Origin of the sequence: Chryseobacterium geocarposphaerae, from assembly GCF_002797535.1 — a bacterium.
GTDB classification, from domain to species: domain Bacteria; phylum Bacteroidota; class Bacteroidia; order Flavobacteriales; family Weeksellaceae; genus Chryseobacterium; species Chryseobacterium geocarposphaerae.
On record NZ_PGFD01000001.1, the window covers coordinates 2,320,961 to 2,342,825 of the forward strand.

At 35.2% G+C, this 21,865-nt stretch carries 21 protein-coding genes and 1 riboswitch; of the genes, 16 read left to right on the forward strand and 5 right to left on the reverse strand.

Translation table 11 applies throughout. The annotated features are described in order from the left end of the window. Positions 1-75: 75 nt before the first annotated feature. From CLV73_RS10325 to CLV73_RS10375, 10 genes are all read left to right on the forward strand, one after another. Complete coding sequence (locus CLV73_RS10325; protein WP_100376732.1) at positions 76-594, forward strand: DinB family protein; 519 nt, start codon at positions 76-78, stop codon at positions 592-594. 92 nt (positions 595-686) lie between these two features. Further along, on the forward strand, positions 687-1,112 hold the full coding sequence (locus CLV73_RS10330; protein ID WP_100376733.1) for a DUF1801 domain-containing protein: 426 nt from the start codon (positions 687-689) through the stop codon (positions 1,110-1,112). Positions 1,113-1,739: 627 nt separating this feature from the next. After that, positions 1,740-3,797: a M48 family metallopeptidase gene (locus CLV73_RS10340; RefSeq protein WP_100376735.1), complete on the forward strand. Its 2,058-nt coding sequence runs from the start codon at positions 1,740-1,742 to the stop codon at positions 3,795-3,797. Positions 3,798-3,853: 56 nt separating this feature from the next. Beyond that, positions 3,854-4,207 (forward strand): DUF2200 domain-containing protein, encoded by a 354-nt coding sequence (locus CLV73_RS10345; protein ID WP_100376736.1) that lies wholly within the window; start codon positions 3,854-3,856, stop codon positions 4,205-4,207. Position 4,208: 1 nt separating this feature from the next. Beyond that, positions 4,209-4,952: a phytanoyl-CoA dioxygenase family protein gene (locus CLV73_RS10350; RefSeq protein ID WP_100376737.1), complete on the forward strand. Its 744-nt coding sequence runs from the start codon at positions 4,209-4,211 to the stop codon at positions 4,950-4,952. 220 nt (positions 4,953-5,172) lie between these two features. Continuing rightward, positions 5,173-5,299, forward strand: a riboswitch (FMN riboswitch). 91 nt (positions 5,300-5,390) lie between these two features. Continuing rightward, complete coding sequence (gene ribB, locus CLV73_RS10355) at positions 5,391-6,041, forward strand: 3,4-dihydroxy-2-butanone-4-phosphate synthase (RefSeq protein ID WP_100376738.1); 651 nt, start codon at positions 5,391-5,393, stop codon at positions 6,039-6,041. A 228-nt stretch (positions 6,042-6,269) separates the two neighbouring features. Further along, a complete protein-coding gene (locus CLV73_RS10360) occupies positions 6,270-7,181 on the forward strand; it encodes a T9SS type A sorting domain-containing protein (RefSeq protein WP_228424313.1) in 912 nt (303 codons plus the stop codon). A 126-nt stretch (positions 7,182-7,307) separates the two neighbouring features. Beyond that, a complete protein-coding gene (locus tag CLV73_RS10365; RefSeq protein WP_100376740.1) occupies positions 7,308-8,060 on the forward strand; it encodes a DUF3575 domain-containing protein in 753 nt (250 codons plus the stop codon). A 97-nt stretch (positions 8,061-8,157) separates the two neighbouring features. Continuing rightward, positions 8,158-8,892, forward strand: coding sequence for a hypothetical protein (locus CLV73_RS10370; RefSeq protein ID WP_100376741.1), 735 nt, complete (start codon positions 8,158-8,160; stop codon positions 8,890-8,892). A 26-nt stretch (positions 8,893-8,918) separates the two neighbouring features. After that, positions 8,919-10,211: an MFS transporter gene (locus tag CLV73_RS10375; protein ID WP_100376742.1), complete on the forward strand. Its 1,293-nt coding sequence runs from the start codon at positions 8,919-8,921 to the stop codon at positions 10,209-10,211. Between the two features lie 55 nt (positions 10,212-10,266). Here CLV73_RS10375 and CLV73_RS10380 read toward each other — a convergent pair whose 3' ends face one another. Beyond that, entirely contained in the window at positions 10,267-10,479 is a 213-nt protein-coding gene (locus CLV73_RS10380) for a hypothetical protein (RefSeq protein ID WP_100376743.1), read from the reverse strand. A 215-nt stretch (positions 10,480-10,694) separates the two neighbouring features. Between CLV73_RS10380 and CLV73_RS10385 the strand changes: the two genes are divergently transcribed. Continuing rightward, positions 10,695-11,360 carry a DUF4919 domain-containing protein gene (locus tag CLV73_RS10385; protein WP_100376744.1) on the forward strand — a complete coding sequence of 222 codons (666 nt, stop codon included), beginning with the start codon at positions 10,695-10,697 and terminating at the stop codon, positions 11,358-11,360. Between the two features lie 68 nt (positions 11,361-11,428). On the opposite strand, the gene CLV73_RS10390 is transcribed toward CLV73_RS10385, so the two are convergent. Next, complete coding sequence (locus CLV73_RS10390) at positions 11,429-13,192, reverse strand: ABC transporter ATP-binding protein (RefSeq protein ID WP_100376745.1); 1,764 nt, start codon at positions 13,190-13,192, stop codon at positions 11,429-11,431. A gap of 151 nt (positions 13,193-13,343) precedes the next feature. Beyond that, complete coding sequence (truA, locus tag CLV73_RS10395; RefSeq protein ID WP_100376746.1) at positions 13,344-14,078, reverse strand: tRNA pseudouridine(38-40) synthase TruA; 735 nt, start codon at positions 14,076-14,078, stop codon at positions 13,344-13,346. Between the two features lie 108 nt (positions 14,079-14,186). Between truA and lpxK the strand changes: the two genes are divergently transcribed. From lpxK to CLV73_RS10420, 5 genes are all read left to right on the forward strand, one after another. Next, entirely contained in the window at positions 14,187-15,212 is a 1,026-nt protein-coding gene (gene lpxK, locus CLV73_RS10400; protein WP_100376747.1) for a tetraacyldisaccharide 4'-kinase, read from the forward strand. Further along, a complete protein-coding gene (locus tag CLV73_RS10405) occupies positions 15,196-16,011 on the forward strand; it encodes a purine-nucleoside phosphorylase (RefSeq protein ID WP_100376748.1) in 816 nt (271 codons plus the stop codon). Before lpxK ends, CLV73_RS10405 begins: the two co-directional genes overlap by 17 nt. 91 nt (positions 16,012-16,102) lie before the next feature. Next, the gene (locus CLV73_RS10410; protein ID WP_100376749.1) at positions 16,103-16,618 is read left to right on the forward strand and encodes a TlpA family protein disulfide reductase; all 516 of its coding nucleotides are present in this window, start codon (positions 16,103-16,105) and stop codon (positions 16,616-16,618) included. A gap of 86 nt (positions 16,619-16,704) precedes the next feature. Continuing rightward, positions 16,705-17,802, forward strand: coding sequence for a DNA polymerase IV (gene dinB / locus CLV73_RS10415; RefSeq protein WP_100376750.1), 1,098 nt, complete (start codon positions 16,705-16,707; stop codon positions 17,800-17,802). Positions 17,803-17,846: 44 nt separating this feature from the next. Continuing rightward, positions 17,847-19,319, forward strand: coding sequence for an alpha-amylase (locus CLV73_RS10420; protein WP_100376751.1), 1,473 nt, complete (start codon positions 17,847-17,849; stop codon positions 19,317-19,319). Positions 19,320-19,371: 52 nt separating this feature from the next. Here the strand turns inward: CLV73_RS10420 and CLV73_RS10425 are convergent, their stop codons facing one another. Continuing rightward, the gene (locus CLV73_RS10425; protein ID WP_100376752.1) at positions 19,372-20,706 is read right to left on the reverse strand and encodes a carboxylesterase family protein; all 1,335 of its coding nucleotides are present in this window, start codon (positions 20,704-20,706) and stop codon (positions 19,372-19,374) included. A gap of 69 nt (positions 20,707-20,775) precedes the next feature. Continuing rightward, entirely contained in the window at positions 20,776-21,678 is a 903-nt protein-coding gene (locus CLV73_RS10430) for a helix-turn-helix domain-containing protein (protein ID WP_100376753.1), read from the reverse strand. Between the last annotated feature and the right edge of the window lie 187 nt (positions 21,679-21,865).

The window sequence follows — 21,865 nt, forward strand, 5'->3', positions numbered from 1 at the left end:
TTCTGGCTTGCTCAATCAGGCTACTATTTTATTATTTTTATAGCAGACTAAATCACCAAACAAAATATTAATATTATGAATCTAAAAACTTTAATCACCCACACCGTCCAGTACAACAACTGGGTGTTCAACAAGTACATCGACTGGCTTTCTACCAAATCTGATGCACAGCTCAACCAGGAAGTTATTTCAAGTTTTCCGACCATATTAAAAACACTACATCACATCTTGCAAACTCAGGAATATTGGTGGAGTTATATCGGAGAAAATGATGAATTTGATTTTGCGGCGACCTCAGCAATCACCGGTAAAGAGGAAATTTTCAATGCACTCAGAAACAATTCTCAAAAACTGATGGATTATGTGGAAGGATTATCAGAGGAAGATCTTGTAAAAAATGTAAAAATCGAGTCTCAGTGGTTCCAGTGTGATTTTTCAAAATACGAATACATTCAGCATATTGTTCTACACGGAACGTATCACAGAGGGCAAATTGTAACCATGGGAAGAAACGTAGGAATTACCGATGCTCCCATGACGGATTATAATTTCTGGAATATCTATAAGGATGCTGATGTAGCAAATACCAATTAAGTAAATACAATTAAATATATTTATATTATAAAACCGTTCAGCTTTTCAGAGCGGTTTTGTTATATTCGAAAATTATTTATGAAACTAAATCAATGACCATCCAAGATCAAATTCAGGACTATATAACCAGCATGCCGGAATCCAAACGCAGCGATATTCAAGAGCTCCACAACATCATTTTAGGACTCATGCCGGAATCTAAACTTTGGTTCCTTGACGGTAAAAATGAAGAAGGCAAAATAGTTTCCAACCCTAATATCGGCTATGGAGTCTATTCAATACAATACAAAGACGGAACTTCAAAAGAATTTTATCAGATCGGAATAAGCGCGAATACAACTGGGATTTCAGTTTACATCATGGGAATTGATGATAAAAAATACTTGCTTCAAACCTATGGAGAAAAAATAGGTAAAGCGAGTGTTACCGGATACTGTATTAGGTTCAAAAAGCTGAAAGATATACATATTGACATCCTTAAAACAGCAATAAAAGACAGAATTGAAAAATTTGCATAAATGAAAAATAAGTTAGTCTCTCTTATCTCCAGATATAAATACTTTTTAATTTATCTCTTATTGTTTGCAGTCATCTCCTTTATCTTCAATCCGAAACAAAAGGAATACTACTTAACAAAAGATATTCAGACCTTCCAAGAAAGTCATTATCTTAAAATAGCCCTGATTGGCAGTGTAATCTTAATGTGTATAATGCTGACAATAGGCTTTCTGAGAAAATTTAAGTTCAATCAAATTTTAAATACCATTGTTTTCACTTCTTTTATCTGCTTTTCAGTATTTCTCCTAATGCAGACTACTATTACTTGCTTTTGTTTATGGGTCAATAGGTTTGACTCAAAGAAAGAAATTATTGAATCTTACCGGACATTAAGTATTACTGATAACAAATATTTCATAGCAAAAAAATACGAAACAGCCGGATGACTTTATTGATCAATCCGATTATTTTAAATATTCCGGATTAAAAGACGCTTCAAAATTGAAAAGAGGAGATACGATCAGCTTAAAATTTAAACAGGGATTACTTGATATTAATTACTTTGAAGCAGAATAATGTAATTCAATTTCAGGAGATTTTTTTGCTCTATTGATCCGTTGTACGTATTATTGTAAAAAATTATTTCCATGTACATTGAAGTTTCTCAGGATTTTAGGAAGAAAACTAAAGCGGCTGTATTTTCTATTGCCATTTTCATTTTCGTTTATATCCTTTTATTTTTATTTACAATAGCTTTGGCGCTTGGATGCATTGCCGGTGGAATAGCAATCATCGCCGCGAAACCAATGTTTATCACCCTTATGTTAGGGGCAGGTTTGGCAGGAACCGGACTTTTCGTATTCTTTTTTATCATTAAATTTTTATTTAAAAAACACATCAACGACAGAAGTGACCTTACTGAAATCAGAAGAAATGACGAGCCGGAGCTTTTCCGAATGATCGACGAAATCGTACAGGAAGCAGGAACGAATGCCCCCAAAAAAGTCTACCTTTCCTATGATGTGAACGCAAGCGTTTTTTATGATTCAAGTTTCTGGAGCATGTTCTTACCCATTCAGAAAAATCTGACCATTGGAATGGGACTGATCAATACCACGACAAAACAGGAGCTGAAAGCCATTCTTTCCCACGAATTCGGGCACTTTTCCCAGCGTTCCATGAAAGTGGGAAGTTATGTCTACAATGTTAATCAGATCATTTTCAACCTGGTAAATGATGATGAATCTTACCGTAATTCGGTAGAAAAGTTCGCGAGTATAAGCGGCTATTTTTCCATATTTGCAGCCCTGGCATTTTTCTTTACCGGAAAAATCAAGTGGATTTTGGTAAAGATGTATAATTTTGTCAATATCCGCCATATGGCACTTTCCAGAGAAATGGAATTTCATGCAGATGAAGTAGCTGCTAATATTGCAGGTTCGCTTGCATTGGAAGAATCGCTTTTAAGACTGGAGCTTGCTAACAATTCTTATCAGAATGTTCTAAGCTTTTATGATAACAGATATTCTAAAAACGAATCGAGTAAAAATATCTACCGCGAACAGTTTTTTGTCATGAATTTTCTTGCTGAGCAGAGTGAAGTGGAATCTAAAAACGGACTTCCCAACATTCAGCTTTCAGAATCAGGATTATTTAATAAATCAAAACTCAATATTGAGAACCAGTGGGCTTCACATCCTTCTCAAAAAGAGAGAATCACTAAACTCAGAAGTTTAAATATTATAAAGGAGCAGGACAATCTGCCTGCAAAAAGTATTTTCAAGAACTTTCAGAAAACAGAAGAACAAATCACTTCAAAGCTTTTTTCACGAGTACAATACCAGAAACAAAAAACAGATCTGGAATTTGAAGAATTTCGGTCCGAATTTGAAAAACAATATCAGAAAGATTCATTTGATAAAATTTTCAATGCTTATTATGACAACAAAAACCCCGATTTCACCGTAAAAGAAGGTGAATTAACTGATGAAATTTCTTTCGATGAACTTTTCAGTAAGGAAAAAGTGGAATGGGTATATACATTAATTGCTCTTGAAAGTGATCTCAAAACTGTAGAGGCCATTTCCAAAAAGGAGTATGCCATTAAAACGTTTGATTATGACGGTAAAAAATACAAACAGACTGAAGCAAAAACTTTAATTCCAACTGTTCAGAAAACGATTGAAGAGATTAAGGAAAAGATTCACCAGAATGACGCTGTTATTTACAATTATTTTGCAAAGAGAGCAGAAGAGCAACAGAAAAAAGCTGACTTCATACAGCTTTACAAAAGTTTTAGAGAATACGATGCCGAATATGATGATCAATACAAACTGTATATTGATTTAATGAACGCAACGGCATTCATGAATACGAAAACTCCTTTCGAACAGATTAGAAAAAACTTTAGCGATCTTAAACCTCTTGAGGAAAAATTAAAATACCAGATTACCGTTTTTTATCAGAATGAGATGCTCATTAAAGAAATGAATGAAGAAGATATAAAGGACCTGAAATTCTACACGGAAAAAGAGCATCCTTATTTTAATAACAACGAATATATGGAACACAACCTTCAGCTTCTGATGAAGGCTATCAATTATCTTCCTTATTTTCTTCACAGAAAATATTTTTACAAGAAAAAAGAGCTTTTGAAACTGATGAAAGAGTTGGAAGAACAAAACTCTATGGCGAAGATCTCTTAAAAATACCGCTCTGAAAAATCAGAGCGTTTTTTTATCTTTATCCAAATCATTTAGCAATGAAAAATAACGAAAAAGTCTATCAAATGTCCTTTTCAAGTGTTTACCCTCATTATATCGCTAAAGCTGAAAAGAAAGGCCGAACCAAAGAAGAAGTTCATGAGGTTATTTCTTGGCTAACCGGTTATAATGAAAAAAGTTTGCAGCAGATTTTAGATAACAAAACTGATTTCAGGACTTTTTTTGAACAAGCACCCAGGATTAATCCTAACGTAACTCTGATAAAAGGAGTTATCTGCGGCTATCGTATTGAAGACATTGAAGAAGAGCTTATGAGAAACATCCGCTATCTCGACAAGCTGATTGATGAATTGGCAAAAGGAAAAACAATGGAAAAAATTTTGAGAAAATAAGATGGATAAAAATACAGCTACTCACTACAACGATTTCGGCTATATTCATTCAGAAAACTTTTTTTCAGATAAAGAACTACAGCAAATCGAAGTTATCATAAATAAGTTCCATGAAAACTGGCTGAAGGAAAACGAAAAAGATTATCAGTCCGGATTAATCAACAGTCACAGTCTTACTTCAAGTAAATTTATTAGTCCGGAAGAACGCCTGGAAATTTTCAAATTCATTGCTCAGGATAAAATTTCAAAGATTATTCAAGCCATCATTCCAGAAAAAGCTATATTTCTCAATACCCAGTTATTCTTCGATCCTTTCAATAAAAATCAGACCAATTATTGGCATCGTGACATTCAGTATACCGGAATGAGTATTGACGAACAAAAAGAAAAAATCAAAACCCAGAACGTTCTTCATTTCAGAATTCCGTTACAGCCTGAATTAGGAATTGAATTAATTCCCACAACACACAAAACGTGGGATGTAAAGGAAGAAGAAGAAACCAGGCTTTCATTAAACGGAAGAAAACCAAGTGACAGTCTTCACCGGGGAAAAACAATCAGCTTACATCGTGGAGACCTGTTAGTATTCTCCGCCAATATGATTCACCGGGGCCTGTACGGAAACGACCGTTTTACTTTTGACATTATTTTCTGTGACGACACTCCTGAATTTAAAAAATTTATTGATTTTAAAAACCATCCGACTCAGGAAGAATTAAAATCTTTAAATTCTGAACTTTTCTGATGAAAAAAGCTGGAAGCAGCTTGAGGTAAATTATTTATTTGAATTAAAACTAATGGAAAAAACAAATTGAAGTTTTATAACTTCCATCATCCAGTCCTTTCCAAATTATCAAAAAACCTCTTCCCTATTTCAAAAAACTTCCCGAAATTAGCAGTCTGTGCGTTAAACAAAAATTAATGAATTAAAAATTTAAACAGAACATACAGTAAAACTTAGCATAAGTTTTCTTCGGGGCAGGGTGAAATTCCCTACCGGCGGTTACAGTCCGCGACTCCTTTCTTTTTGAGAGGACTGATTTGGTGAAATTCCAAAACCGACAGTTAAAGTCTGGATGGGAGAAGAAAATGAGACAATTAGTGAGGCTATTTCGATGGACTCTTGTATTGTATTTCATTTCCATGTACCGAAGTGTATTTTAACTTTCAACAGTAAAATAACATGGAAAAATTATTAGAAAAATTTGGAGCTACTCCGAAAGAACGTGTAGAAAAAGCACTCCTGAAATTACAGCAAGGCAAAGGAATCCTTTTAGTAGATGATGAAAACCGTGAAAATGAAGGCGACATCATCTTTCCCGCCTCCACCATCACAGAAAAAGATATGGCACTTTTAATCCGCGAATGTAGCGGAATTGTTTGCCTGTGTATTTCTGAAGAGAAAAGCAGACATCTCAATCTTCGCCCGATGGTGGAAGCCAACAATTCCAAAAATCAAACCGCATTTACCATTTCCATAGAAGCCAAAGAAGGTGTAGAATCCGGGGTTTCAGCGAAAGACCGTGTAACGACTATTAAAACAGCCATTGCAGAAAATGCTTTGGCGGAGCACATTGCAAGTCCCGGACATGTATTTCCTTTAGTCGCTAAAAAGAACGGCGTTTTTGAAAGACGTGGCCATACGGAAGGAAGTGTAGATTTGGTACAGCTTGCCAACTTAGGTGATGATGCTGTGCTTTGTGAACTGACCAACGAAGACGGAACCATGGCAAGGCTTCCGGAAATTGCAGATTTTGCAGAGAAAAGAGAAATGACCGTAGTAACGATCGAGGACATTTATCATTACCGTAAGATGCTTATCAGTCAGAATTAAAATAAAGCTTTAGCGCACAGAAATAGCCGTTCAATTATTTTGAACGGTTTTTTATAACTAATCATAAAAATTAGATTATGATTAATTAAAAGCCATTTTTACATCTTATTTTTTATTTATATTTAACAAAATTTCTAATTATGAAAAAAAAATCTACTTTTCATATTTGCATTCTCAGGATTATGCTCAGCACAAACTACCATAACCAAAGCATTTAACGATCCTCTTGTGGGAGATATCGTGAATAATTTTGTGGTTAACGGAACGGTTGATAATTCCGCAACAGGAGCCAATACAACCTTCAACAATGCATCTTTGACACAAGGAGCTGCTTCACAGGTAACTTACATAGCTCCTACTTCTTCTGAAATCAGTACCTATCCCGGATCTACCATCAAAATGAATGATACCGGAAACTCTGTTTTATATAAAGCTACGGCAACCCAGCTTGAAATTACGGGAGTGATCACTCCTACTGCAACTTTAAATTTTGCCGCCGATAATGGAACATTTATCACCTACCCTGCAAGCTTTGGCTACTCAAATACCGATACTGCGAAAGGAACTTTTACTTCAACAGCAGCTTCTGGATTATTTAAAGGAAATATTGTCACTACGGCGGATGCTTCAGGAACTCTTCTCGTGGGCCCGAAAACATATTCTAATGTTTTAAGGATAAAATCTGTACAGAATTTCAACTTATACCAATCTACAGATACCAATTATCTTTTTCCGATCGGAAGCGTGATCAATACTTCATACACTTATTTTGACAGCACTCATAAATTTCCGTTGTTGAGTTCTACCAGCGGAACCCTTAGTGTACCATTACTTAGCATCAATCAATCCACAAGCGGAGCACAGGCTCTCAATGAAGTTTTTTTAGCAGTAAATGATCATGTATCTAAAAAGCAAAATTTTAAAGTATATCCAAATCCTGCACAAGACTTTGTGGAGTTCACAGGAGACACAGACAATTATTCAACAGCAAGAATATACAGTCTGGACGGAAAACTGGTAAAAACTTCCGATATCCAATCGGGGAAGATTCAAATTTCAGAATTACCGTCTGCAGCTTACTTTATTGAAGTTTCAGGTAAAGATTCAAAGAAGGAGATCACTAAGGTGATCAAAAAATAGAAATTTTATAAAATAGTATCTGTTTTTGGTGCTTTTGTGTTCAGAATCTTATTATCCCACACAACTTTGAGAAATTTGCCCATTTTTTGCATTCCGTTTTAATACACACACTAAAAATATAAAGTCATGAAAAGATATCTCATACTCCTTCTTTGTTTTATTTTTTCGGGAATAAACGCACAGGAAGAATCGGGAGCTGTATCTTCAGAAAAGATGAATATCGTCAAAACTAATGTTACAGCGTACGTGTTCAGAAATATTAATCTTTCTTATGAAAGAGCTTTTAACAGATGGTTTTCCGTCAATATGGGATTCGGAGCCATGCCGGAAGGAAAAGTTCCCTTTATCAATTCCTTTCTAAATGATGAGGATGAAAAAAAATTTCAAAACCTTGAAGTAAAAGCATTCAATTTCACTATAGAACCCCGTTTCTATATAGGACATGGATATGGTAAAGGATTTTATTTTGCACCGTATTACCGCTATTCAAAAGTAACTTCCAACACCTTCGATTTTTATTATGATTACAGACTTAATGGAAATACCTACCGAATTCCTATAAAAGGCTTCGGAAACACTAACGGAAACAGTGGCGGCTTAATGGTCGGAGTACAGTTCTTTCTCACCAGAAAACAAAACTTAGTATTGGATTTCTGGATTGCAGGAGCACATTACGGAGCCGGAAAAGGAGACTTCACTATGACCAGCGATGTTATTTTGACACCCGATATGCAGGCGCAACTGAAAAAAGAAATTGAAGATCTTGATATTCCTTATGTGAAATATACCGTAGAAACCAACGCCAACGGAGCCCATGTAAAAGTAGATGGCCCATGGATTGGTTTTAGAAGCGGATTGTCTTTAGGATTTAGATTTTAGATAATTTTATTGAATATTTTTGAAACCGTTCTTTAAAAAGGGCGGTTATTTTTATGATAGTATTGGAATGCTTATTTTTGAAGAGTAAGATAATTTAATGTCAAAAAAAACTAAAAATAGAAAATCTCAATCCATTTTCTCAGGCTTAATAATGCATAAACTTTCATGGCTTGAACTTGTTGCTATTGGACTTTGTTTATGGTTTTTGCTCTATCCCCATCCTTATGAAATTCTTCTCGGAATATTACTGCTTATACCACTTATAGGAATATTAATCAATGGAATTGAAAAACCGAGTTTAGTTTCTTTAGTTGAAATAACAAAAGATGAACGTGGGTATAAAAAATATGACGTTCTTGATTTCATTGATATCACAGCATGGGTAATTTTAATTAGAGTTTTATTAGATTATGAATTCGAAAGCTTTTACAGTATGATAATTCCCGGAACAATAGCATTCATTATTGTTCTCATTATTTTATTTTCTACCCATAAACTTATTACCCAATCAACAAAAAATAAATGGTGGATTTACACCTCAATTATTTTTAATGTATGTATTTACAGCTATGCAGGAACTTATGCTGCAAACTGCGCTTTTGACAATTCTAAGCCTCAGAAATATCTTGTAAAAATTGTCGGCAAAAGAATTGTGGAAGGCAGGCGTTCTGATAGCTATTATATAAAAATTACACCTTGGGGAAATCATAATGAAGAAGAAATAAGTGTTTCCAAACAAGATTTTGACAAATTATATAACGACCGGGAAATAAATATAGACTTAAAAAAAGGCTTATTTAATATTCCCTGGTATTATGTTGAGATCCACTAAATTATTAACAATTATATCTTTCCTGCATGAATTCATCACAAATCACCACCGCTCAAAGAATTAAAGCTATTGTAGGCGGCTCCATAGGGAATCTCGTTGAATGGTACGATTGGTATGCCTATGCTGCATTTGCCATTTATTTTTCCAATTCATTTTTTCCGGATTCGGATCTTACGGCCCAACTTTTAAATACCGCAGGAATTTTTGCAGTCGGTTTTCTGATGAGACCTGTAGGAGGATGGCTTTTCGGGAGGATTGCAGACAGAATCGGAAGGAAAAAAGCAATGACACTTTCTGTTTTACTGATGTCTTTTGGCTCTTTACTAATTGCCTTAACTCCTACTTATAAAACGATAGGTGTTTTAGCACCGCTATTATTACTTATCGCAAGATTATTACAAGGCTTAAGTGTTGGTGGAGAATACGGAGTATCGGCAACTTACCTCAGCGAAATGGCAACCAACGACCGACGAGGGTTTTATTCCAGCTTTCAATATGTTACATTAATTGGTGGACAACTAATTGCATTGGGAATCCAGTTGATTTTACAAAAATTATTATTAACGGAGGCTCAGCTTGAAGATTGGGGATGGAGAATCCCCTTTGTTATTGGAGCTTTACTTTCTGTGATCGCTTTATATCTGAGATCAAACCTTCATGAGACCGAAGCTTTTGAAAATAAAAAAGAGGTCAGCGAAAAGAAAAAAGGCACTATCAAAGAATTATTAAAGCATCCCAAAGCTTTATTAACTGTTGTAGGATTAACCTTAGGCGGAACACTGGCTTTTTACACTTACACCACTTATATGCAGAAATTCCTGGTTAATACCGTTCATCTTACAAAAGAGGAATCTACGCTTATATCTTTTATTTCCCTGTTTATTTTTGCATGTTTGCAGCCCGTTTTCGGAGCTTTATCCGATAAAATCGGAAGAAGACCATTATTATTAAGCTTCGGGATTTTGGGTACAGTTTTTACGTATCCGCTTCTGAATGCTTTAAGCCATACCGCTTCCATGTGGGGCGCATTTTTCCTGATTATGTCAGCGTTGATTATTGTGAGTGGCTATACATCAATCAATGCCGTGGTAAAAGCCGAACTTTTTCCTTCTGAAGTAAGAGCTTTAGGAGTAGGATTACCTTATGCATTAACAGTTGCCATCTTTGGAGGAACAGCGGAATATATCGCGCTTTGGTTTAAACAGGCCAATGTAGAACATTACTTTTACTGGTATATTACCGCTTGTATTTTCTTTTCGTTCGTGGTTTACGCAAGAATGAAAGATACGAAAGAAACATCAGCTTTGGATAAAGATTGATGTCTACAGTATACATAAAAAGCGCGGCTCAGAGAATCTGAGCCGCGCTTTTTATTTAATGATAAGCTTGTTTAAACTTCTCTAAAATACTGTCTAAATTATGCCTCTGTACATACACACTCTTCACATCTTCGTACCTTGGTGACTTATAAAAAACTTCATGGAAATCCATACTCCCGTTTCCTACTTTTACTACTTTCTGCACATCGATATTCAATTTTCTAAGTTCATCTTTAAAAACTTGAAATTCATCTTGGATATTCTTCATCTATATATTGGTTTTAATTAAAAAATAATCAATTTACTTCAAACACCCTGCCATTTTTTAGGGGTACATTCAATTTTTCATTAAAGTTAATAAATTTACCCGAATAAACATAAGATTTGTTAACAATTTATTCATATAAATGTAAAATAAAAACCTTTTTTACAATATCCATACACATTCCTTATATTTACACACGAAAGAAATCTTTTGCAACCATGAATATTAAAGCATTTTTTATTTTATTCTTCATTAGTTTATCCGTATCACTGCAAGCCCAGAAAACAGAGTTTCAGGCTCCTGATTATTCATTGATCAAAAAGAATATAGAAGATAAAAGTTCTGAATTTTATTATCCCCGTGTTTTAAAAAGGCTAAAAGAGAATGATACCCTGCTTACCAATGAGCATTACAGACATCTTTATTTTGGTTTTACTTTCCAGAAAAACTATAAACCTTATAAAGTCAGTAAGAAAAATGACGAGCTGAAAAAGTATTATCTTGGTGAGGTTACTGAGAAAGATTTTCCAAAAGGAATCAAACTTTTCACTGAAGAGCTGGAAGAAAATCCGTTTAACCTTCGTGCCATGAATTACCTGGCTTACCTTTATCACCTCAACAAAGATGAGGTTACGGCGAAGAAAATGTCTAAAAATTTCCACGGGTTGCTGGATGCTGTTTTATCTTCCGGTGACGGTCAAAAATGCGAAACGGGATTTCATGTGATTGCAGTACCGGATGAATACGTTCTTCTCAATATGTTTCAGATGGAAACCCAATCTCAAAGCTACTCCGGAAAATGTGACTATATAGAATTTGAAAAGGATAAGTATAAAGTACCCGGCTTATATTTTGACGTAAGTATATTTTACGGGAAATTTTAATCAGTCCAAAAAAAATAAAGGTTAAAATCAATGTTGATTTTAACCTTTATTTTATATTTAAATATCATTTATTTTGATTCTTCTTGTTCCTCCTCCATTTCCACTTCATGTCTTAGCTGAGCTTTATACAATGTTGCATAATATCCGTTTTTGTCTAAAAGCTCCAGATGTCTTCCTTCTTCAACGATCTTTCCGTGTTCCATTACGATAATTTTATCGGCTTTTTCTATCGTAGAAAGCCGATGTGCAATAATAATTGACGTTCTGTTTTTAGTGATCTTTTCTGTCGCTCTCTGAATTAATTTTTCACTTTCATGATCTATAGATGAGGTGGCTTCATCCAGAATTAAAATTTTCGGATCAGATAAATAAGCTCTTAGAAACGATAATAATTGTCTTTGCCCTAATGAAATGGATGAACCTCTTTCACTTACTACATAATCATATCCTCCCGGAAGCTGCTCTATAAATTGGTCTACCTCAATTTCTTTTGCTCCTGCTTTTATTTTATCTAAAGTAATGGTTTCATCACCAAACGCAAGGTTTTCAAAAATACTTCCGTGGAACAAGAACACATCCTGCAGTACAACGCCAATATGACTTCTCAGATTGTATAATTCATAGTCTTTAAGATTAACATCATCAATAAAGATATTTCCTGAATTAATATCATATAATCTTGTAATCAAACTGATAATGGTAGATTTTCCGGCTCCGGTTGCACCTACAATTGCGACAGTTTCTCCAGGATTAACCTTGAAATCAATTCCTTTTAGGACTTCCTGCTTATCATCATAGGCAAAATGAACGTTCTGGAATTCAATTTTCCCGTCAAAATGGTCTTTTTTTACCGTTCCCGTATTTGGCATTGCATAGTCTTCATCCATCAATCCCAATACTCTTTCGGCCCCTACAATCCCTCTCTGAATGTTGTTAAATCGGTCTGCAATCTGTCTTAACGGACGAATCAACATGGAAATATATTGAATAAATGCAATTACCACTCCCGCACTGATGGTAATATAGCCTCCGTAGAAAAGAATAAATCCGATAAAAAGTGAAGAAATCAATTCCACTACAGGGAAGAACAATGAGAAAATAAATACAGTTCTCAATAAAGCTCCTTTCAGAGTAATATTAATATCATCAAATTTTTTAAACTCAGATTCTTGTCTGTTGAATACCTGAATAATAGACATTCCGGCTAATCTTTCCTGAACAAAAGAGTTCTGATTCGCGGTCCAGTTTCTTTCATCTCCAAAAGCTTTCTTCAGTCTTTTCTGGAAAAACCTTGTGATAATAACCATTAAAGGCAAAATAGCCAATGTAATGTAACTCAGGTGAACATTCGTATTAAACATCATTATCAGCACAAAAATAATCCTTAACACATCTCCGAAAACCATCAGAAAACCGTCTGTATAAACTGTTGCGATTGTTTCAACGTCACCTACGGCTCTTGTCACCAGTTGCCCGATCGGAGTTTTATCAAAAAATGATGTCTTAAAATAAATCAATTTACCATAAAGTCTTTCTCTGATATCTCTGATTACATTTTGCGAAATATAGTTGGAGAAATAAACTAAGAAAAAGTTCAAGATTGTTTCGGCAAAGACCAGACCTACCAACAGGTAGATATGCTGCATCATCAGAGATTTGTCTTTTAGCTTCGTAATATCATTATCCACAACTTCCATAGTGAGATAAGGCCTATACGTGGAAACCATTGCCAGTAAGATGGAGATAATCAGCGTAATGATGAACCAAGAACGAAACTTCATCCCAATAAAGAACAGCCGCTTGATAATTCCCCAGGTATCTTGTTTTTTCATTGTACGAATTGAAGAAAGAATTAAAATAAAATTCTCTGCAAAAATAAGACTTTCAAATTTCTCAGCCTTTACAACTTCATTAAATACTCATGAAAATTTCAGATAGCTGTTATTTATGCTATGAATATTAATTGACTTTAAACCTATGAGATTATTCAAATTCATATCCCACATCCACCAGATACAACCCATGAGCGGGCGCGGAAGTTCCTGCAGAATTACGATGCTTGTCTTCAATTACTTTTCGTAAATCTTCAGGCTTTATTTTTCCTGAACCGATTTCAACCATCGTTCCGACAATTGCCCTCACCATATTCCGTAAAAAACGGTTCGCCGAAACGGTGAATTTCAATTCACTTCCATTTTGCTCCCATTCTGCTTTATACATTTTGCAGATATTGGTTTTATTGTCGGTTTTTAATTTTGCAAAACTTGTAAAATCTTCATACTCAAATAAAATCTTACAGGCCTCATTCATTTTATCAATATCCAATCCTTTTTTCCAGTGCTGCCACGCAGATTCTGTAGTGAAAGGATTTTTTTCTAAGGTAATATAATATTCATACGTTCTGTAAGTAGCATCAAAGCGGGCATGAAAATTATTTTTCACTTTAAAGATTCTTTTAATGGAAATATCCGGAGGAAGAAAGCTGTTCAATCTTCTGGGAAGATCATCATCCAAAACTTTTTCCGTATCAAAATGAGCGAAAATTTTCTTTGCATGAACGCCGGTATCTGTTCTTCCCGCTCCTGTTGTCTTAATTTCTTCCCTTAAAATGGTGGAAAGCGCTTTTTCCAGTTCTTCCTGCACAGAAATTGCATCCGGCTGAATCTGATAGCCGAAATAATTTTTACCGTTGTAGGAAAATTCAATAAAATACCTCAATGTAATAGTTTAACTTTACAAAAATACTTTAATTTAATAAAATATTTGTTGAAAAGTCGTTGTGAATATGAGACAAAATGATGTTGAAATTCCTATTTTTGCATACGTATGAAAAGATGGTACCTTTATCCTTTTTCCCTCGGTTATCATTTGGTAACGGGTATCCGGAACACAATGTATGATTTGGGGATTTTTAAATCTACAAAATTCAAAACTCCGATTATCTGTGTCGGAAATCTTTCTGTGGGCGGAAGCGGAAAATCACCAATGGTGATGTATCTTGCTCAGTTTTTATCAAAACACTATAGAACCGGAGTGCTTTCACGTGGCTATGGAAGAGTTACCAAAGGTTATGAAGTAACAAACTACGACAGCAACTATAAAATGGTGGGTGATGAAGCGATGCAGTTGTTTGAGCGTTTCAAAAATCGTTTTGTCATTGCTGTTTCCGAAGAAAGAGTTCCCGGAGCCAAGAAAGTCATTGCCGATATGGATCTTGATGTGCTTGTACTGGATGATGCCATGCAGCACAGAGCTATAAAACCTGGGTTCAATATTTTAATGACCGATTTTAATGATCCTTATTTTAAAGATCATTTGCTTCCGGCAGGAGATTTAAGAGAATCCAGAGCAGGCGCCAGAAGAGCAGACATTATTATGGTCAGCAAATGTCCTGATGAACTTACGGAGGAAACCAAGCAATATTATATTTCAAGAATACGACCGGATCGTACCCAGAAAGTATTTTTTTCATCGATTGGTTATGACGAAAATGTATACGGGAAAGAAAAAATGCTTCCAGACAACAACCTGAATTATTATGATATTCTATTAATTACTGGAATTGCCAATCCCAAACCTTTGTTGCAGCATTTAGCCAAATTTTCGCAAAGGGTAAAGCATTTAAAATTCAGAGATCATCATAACTTTACGGATGATGATATTAAAAAAATTGTTGCCGAATACAAAAAACTGGGCGAATATAAATTAATCTTAACCACAGAAAAAGATTACGTACGTCTTAAAACTTTTGACTATCTTAGAGATATTGTTTACTACTGGCCTATTAATGTGATCATTGATAAGAAAGAAGAATTCAATCAAATCATCTTAGATTATGTTAGAAAAAATTAAGCAAACTGCCGGGTTTATCAAAAACATTATTCAGGAAACGCCTGATTTCGCCATCGTTTTAGGTTCCGGATTGGGAAAGCTTCAGGATGAAGTGGAAGCCATTTACATTCTTGAATACAAAGACATCCCTAATTTTCCGCAAACCACTGTTGTTGGTCACAGCGGAAAGCTTATCTACGGAATTCTGGAAGGCAAAAAAGTACTGATGATGAGCGGCCGCTTTCATTACTATGAAGGCCATTCCATGGAAACAGTGACTTTTCCTATCAGGGTTTTTAATTTGTTAGGTATTCAAAATTTAATTCTTTCTAATGCTTGCGGCGGGGTAAATCCCAATTATAACATCGCTGATATTGTTATGGTAAAAGACCACATCAATATGATGCCTGAACATCCGCTTCGTGGCAAAAATATTGATGAACTGGGTCCTCGTTTTGTTGATATGAGCGAGCCTTACAACAAAAAAATGATTTCTGTTGCAGAGCAATCTGCCAAAGAGAACAATATTAAAGTTCACCAGGGGATATACGTTGCTTTACAAGGGCCAACTTTTGAAACTCCGGCAGAATACGGAATGATAAAAGCAATCGGTGGTGATATGGTGGGTATGAGCACCGTTCCTGAAGTAATTGTTGCCAAACACATGAATATGGATGTTTTCTGTGTTTCCGTAATTACAGATTTGGGAGGACCTGATATCGCCTTCACTGTTTCTCATGAAAAAGTATTAAATGCAGCCAATAAAGCTATGCCTAATGTAATCGCTATCGTAAAAGGTCTGGTGAAAAATTACCAATAGACAATCTCAATTTATAATTTTTTCCTAATTCATAAGAAACTGATCTCAAATTACGTTTCATTGTTTAGATTTGCATAAAATGAATTGAAAAATGAAAAAGTTAGTATTAATTTTTGCCTTAAGTATTTTTGGACTGGGGTATTCTCAGGATGTTCCAAAAGTCCTTAAAACCGGTTTTTCCAAAGAAGCACTAAGCCAGAAGCTGGAAGATGAAGAAGGGAAAAGCATTACGATTAAACAAATTTTAGATCAGCATAAAGGAAAAGTATTGGTCATTGATTTTTGGGCAGGCTGGTGCAGAGACTGTCTGAAAGCACTTCCAAAAGCTAAAGAACTGGAAGAAAACAATAAAAATATTGATTTCGTATTCCTTTCGCTCGATCGCTCCAAAGAAGGTTTTGAAAAAAGCCTGGAAAGATTTGAAATGAAGGATAAGGAAAACTATTGGTTTGCTTCCGGCTGGAAAAATGATTTCAATAATTATGTTGATCTCAACTGGATTCCCAGATATATGGTGATCGATCAAAAATCCGGTATTGCAAAATATTACGCCATTTCTCCTGAAGATCCGGAAATTCAGACTACAATTGACAAGCTGTTAAAATAAATAAAGTTTAGGCTAAGATTGAGATTAAGAATCTCATTGCACTCTAAAACCATAACAAGAAAATACAGAATCCATATCTTTGTGATATGGATTTTCCTTTTCCTATCCGCAAAATAATTCATGTCGATATGGATGCATTTTATGCTTCCGTAGAGCAGCATGACAATCCTGCGTTAAGAGGAAAACCCATTGCTGTCGGTGGCGGACACCGTGGTGTGGTTTCTGCAGCCAGCTATGAAGCCAGAAAATTTGGAGTCCGTTCTGCTATGCCCAGTAAAACAGCCAAAGAAAAATGTCCGCATCTTATTTTCGTTCCCCCACGTTTTGCCCGGTATAAAGAAATTTCAAGAAAGATCAGGGAGATTTTTTATGAATATACAGATCTTGTAGAACCACTTTCATTAGATGAAGCATATCTTGATGTTACTGAAAATAAAAAAGGAATAGAATCTGCCAATCAGATTGCAAAGGAAATCCGGCAGAAAATATTTAATGAAACAGGACTTACCGCTTCTGCCGGAATTTCGGTCAACAAATTTTTAGCTAAAGTAGCTTCTGATATTAATAAGCCGAACGGACAAAAAACGATTCATCCTGACAAAATTGAAGCCTTTTTAGAGGAATTGCCTGTCGAAAAGTTTTATGGAGTAGGAAAAGTTACAGCTAACAAAATGTTCAGCTTGGGAATTTTCAAAGGAAAAGATTTAAAGAAAAGATCTATTGAGGATCTGACCAGAATGTTCGGCAAATCTGGTGGGTATTACTACAATGTCGTCCGCGGAATTCATCATTCTGAAGTAAAACCTCATCGTATACAGAAAAGTGTGGCCGTTGAAAGAACTTTTTTTGAGGATCTTTTCGATGAACAGCAAATCAATGAAAAGCTGGAGAGTTTAAGCACAGAACTTCATTCAAGATTACAAAAAAATAATATTCTCGGGCGGACCTTAACGTTAAAAATTAAATATAAAGATTTCTCTCTTTTTACAAGAAGCATTACTAAAGAAGAATATTTTTCTTCGGCAGACCAATATTTCAATACCGGAAAAAAACTCTGGGAACTTCGTCCGTTCGACAAACCCGTCCGTTTACTCGGACTCTCGTTATCCCATTTGAATACTGAAGATCAAAAGCTTGTTTCTGTTCAACTAAAAATCCCGTTTAAAGAATTTGAAGATCAATAGTTTGTAAATTTTCACTATCTTGTAGAAACCAAATTTTACAAAGTATGAACCAGACTATGATTCAATTCTTCCACTGGTACTCGGAAGGGAACGGAAAACTTTGGCAAGAAGCTGAAAAACAGGCAAAATATTTATCCAAATTAGGAATCACATCAGTTTGGTTCCCACCTGCTTACAAAGGCGCAAACGGAGGCTATTCTATTGGCTATGATACGTACGATCTGTTTGATCTCGGGGAATTTGATCAGAAAGGAACCATCCCTACCAAATATGGAACAAAAGATCAGTATTTAAAAGCTATTAAAACCCTTAAGAAAAATAATATTCAAATCATTGTTGATATTGTACTGGGACATAAAGGCGGTGGTGATGAGCTGGAAACCTTTAAAGTGGTAAAAGTAGATGAAAACAACCGTGAAAAAGTGATTTCTGATATTTTTGAAATACAGTCCTATACTAAATTTACTTTCCCGGGAAGAGGAAAAAAATATTCAGAATTCGAATGGAATTTCACCTGCTTCAGCGGAACAGATTATGCAGAGGGCATGGATAAACATATCTATAAAATTCAATCTGAATACGGAAATGACTGGGAAGAAATGATTGATGATGAAAAAGGAAATTATGATTACCTGATGTTTAATGATATTGAGCATCGGAATCCTCATGTACGTGAAGAGCTTAATTATTGGGCAAAATGGTATTTTGATCAGACCGATTTTGACGGAGTAAGACTCGACGCTTTGAAACATATTTCTTTTGATTTTTACAAAGAATGGCTCACTTTATTACGTTCCAATTCCGGAAAAAATATTTTTGCCGTAGGTGAATACTGGGCTCCCGGACATCTGCATCTGCTTCAGAAATATATTGAAGTAACAGAAGGCTGCATGAGCTTATTTGACAGCTCTTTGCAGAATAATTTCCATACAGCCTCCAAAGAAGGCGGTTCTTATGACTTGCGAAGGATTTTTGATGAAACCTTAACATTAACAGATCCTATACATTCCGTTACTTTAGTGGATAATCATGATACACAGCCCTTACAGAAACTGGAAGCTCCCGTAGAATCATGGTTCAAACCTATTGCTTATGCTCTCATATTACTCAGAGAAAAAGGCTATCCATGTGTTTTTTACCCCGATTTATATGGAGCTCATTATATAGATAAGGATGGAGCAGGCAATGATCAGGAAATTTTCCTTCCGAAAGTTGATAAGATTGAAGAATTGCTAAAAGCCCGAAAAGATCATGCTTACGGAGCTCAAAGGGATTATTTTGAAGACGCCAATTGCTTAGGCTGGATTCGGGAAGGAGACCAGGAACATACCGGCTGTGCTGTTGTGATCAGCAATAAAGATGCCTACAATAAACCTATGGAGGTTGGAAAACAATACTCCGGAAAAAAGTTTCATGATCTCCTGAAAAGATTTAAGGAGAAAGTGACAATCGATGAAAATGGCTGGGGGAATTTCCCTGTTCCGGCAGGAAACGTGAGTGTTTGGATTCCTGAATAATTTTGGAATTATTAAGTCGTAGGTATGCTGAATAATGTGAATATTATCGTTTTTAGAGGCTAACCTTTCTTAATTCAAGAATTTCAGGTTTTTCCGAGTCTTCAGAAATTTTTCCGGTTCTGGCAAATTCGGCCCAAAGTGCCCGAAGTTTTTTTCCATTTTCCCGGATATGCTTCCAGGGCACATCTTTTAGTAATTCCGAGTCTTTCCATGCCGTTTCATTTTCAAAAATTAACGGAAGATCAATACAATGGGAAGCTCCAATATAATTATTTTTTACTCTGGAATGAATCTTAAACTGATAAATATTCCCGCCTCCTTCTGCATAGTTTCGAGCGAAAATATTTGCGGGTTTTTCGTAGATAGATTCTGTGGTTTTCCGAACAATTCTGTTGAGAATTTTTTCGTGTAAATATGTGTACAGTCCTTCTTTAGCTGTTTTTACATAAAAAGCTGTTTCATCATGATTTAAACCTATCAGTACATCGTATTTTTTAGCATTTTCTTTCCATTTCGGAAAACTTTCTTCTTCTTTACACAAAGGCGGGTATCCATATTGTGTACAAAAAGGCATGGAGGTTTTTAATCCGTATCTCATAAATGACGGCAAAAATTTTGAATAGCTTTCCGTCATTTTTAGAGGATCTTCTTCATCTTTTAAGAATGCCGTTTTCTGAAAAAACTCAAGAGACATTTTGCATCTTTTAAGACGAAAACCAAGAGGAGCACTCTGAATAATGAGTCTTTGGAACAAATTTTCAATGTCTTCCGAAATCATTAAATGCGCAATTGCATCTCCTCCGGAAGACTGTCCGAAAAGTGTAATGTTTTCAGGATTTCCTCCAAAGCCTTCAATATTATTTTTGATCCATTTTAAAGCTTCAATGATATCAAAAAGTCCCAAATTCGGAGGTCTTTTTTCATCACCGCCTAGAAAACCGAAAAGTCCGAGACGATAAGAAACAGAAACTACAATAATATTTTGCTCCTTTACCCAAACCGAAGGATCTGAAGTGGGAAGATCTCCACAACCAACTTCATAAGAGCCACCATGAATCCAGACTACCACAGGAAGTTTTTCATTTTCTTTAAAAATCTCAGGACGGGTAACTGTTAAATATTGCGTGGATTCATCAGCATGAAACTTTTCAATGTCCGTTTTCCCAATGAGTCGTTCCAGAAGCGGACTTATTTTCTGCGGACAAACCGGGGTTTTATCGGGAAAAGTAACATCTGACGAATATTCTGCCGGAACGGGCTTCTGATATCTTTCTGATGTTGCATAACGAATACTCTTGGCTTTAATAACTCCATTTTCTTTTAAAGCTAAAATTTTCCCTAAAGAGATTTGAAAAGTATGAGTTTTAATGTTTTGCTGTGATGTCATCGGGTTTCAAAATAGTGAGCAATAGGCCCCAGATTTTTCAACTTCAATTTACAACTTTTTTGTTTGACCTTAATTTAAGGTTTTATATTCACTCGGAGACACTCCCACTTTACTTTTGAACAGTCTTGTAAAATGCTGAGGATATTTAAAGCCTAGGTCATAAGAAATCTCACTGATGGATTTTTCCGCATCAAAAATCTGATCTTTGGCAACATCAATCAATTTATTGTGGATATATTCCTGTGCAGAAATTCCGAGTTCTTTTTTGATCAAATCCCCAAAATAGTTGGCCGAAAGGTTGAGCTGCTCAGCAAAATAGTTAACCATAGGAAAACCTAAGTTTTTAGGTTTGTCAGATTTTAAATACTCATTCAGCAGATTTTCAAATTTACCGATAACTCCCTGATTGATATGATCTCTTGTAATGAACTGACGGTCATAGAAACGCATGCAATAATTTAAAAACAATTCAATATTGTTTACAATTAAGGATTTACTGTGTTTATCAATAGGCTGTTCCAGCTCATGCTTTATATTTTTAAAACATTCTAAAATAATTTCCCTTTCTTTTTCTGAAAGGTGCAATGCTTCATGAACTTCGTAAGAAAAGAAATTATAGTTGTTGATATTTTTGCCCAAATTGGTTCCTTTTAATAAATCGGGATGAAAAATTAGGGCAAAACCTGCAGGCTGAATATAAGTGTCTGCATTATAAATTCCATAAGTCTGTCCCGGAGCAATAAAGACCAGCGTTCCTTCCTGATAATCATAGCTGTGCTTTCCATACAGCATATCTCCGCACATCATATCTTTTAAGAAAACCGTATAAAATCCAAATTTCCTAATATACTGGCAAATAGGGTTCGCTTTAGAAAAATCAACTACACTTATCAACGGATGCATCGTTTCGTGATTCATCATTTTATTATATTCCGCAACCGTATTAAATATTTCAACCTTCTGATTTTCCATGAAGTATATTTTATTTTATTCAAAATTACCATTTTCCCGGCTGACATTTTATGGAGCCTGTAAAATTGGTACATCTTTCCGTAATTTATATAAGCTGAGTTGCTCTAAAAGTTTCGACTTTTGTATCCATGATAAGAATATTTAATCCCTACGAATATATTTTAATCGTAAATTAAACATCCTTTTT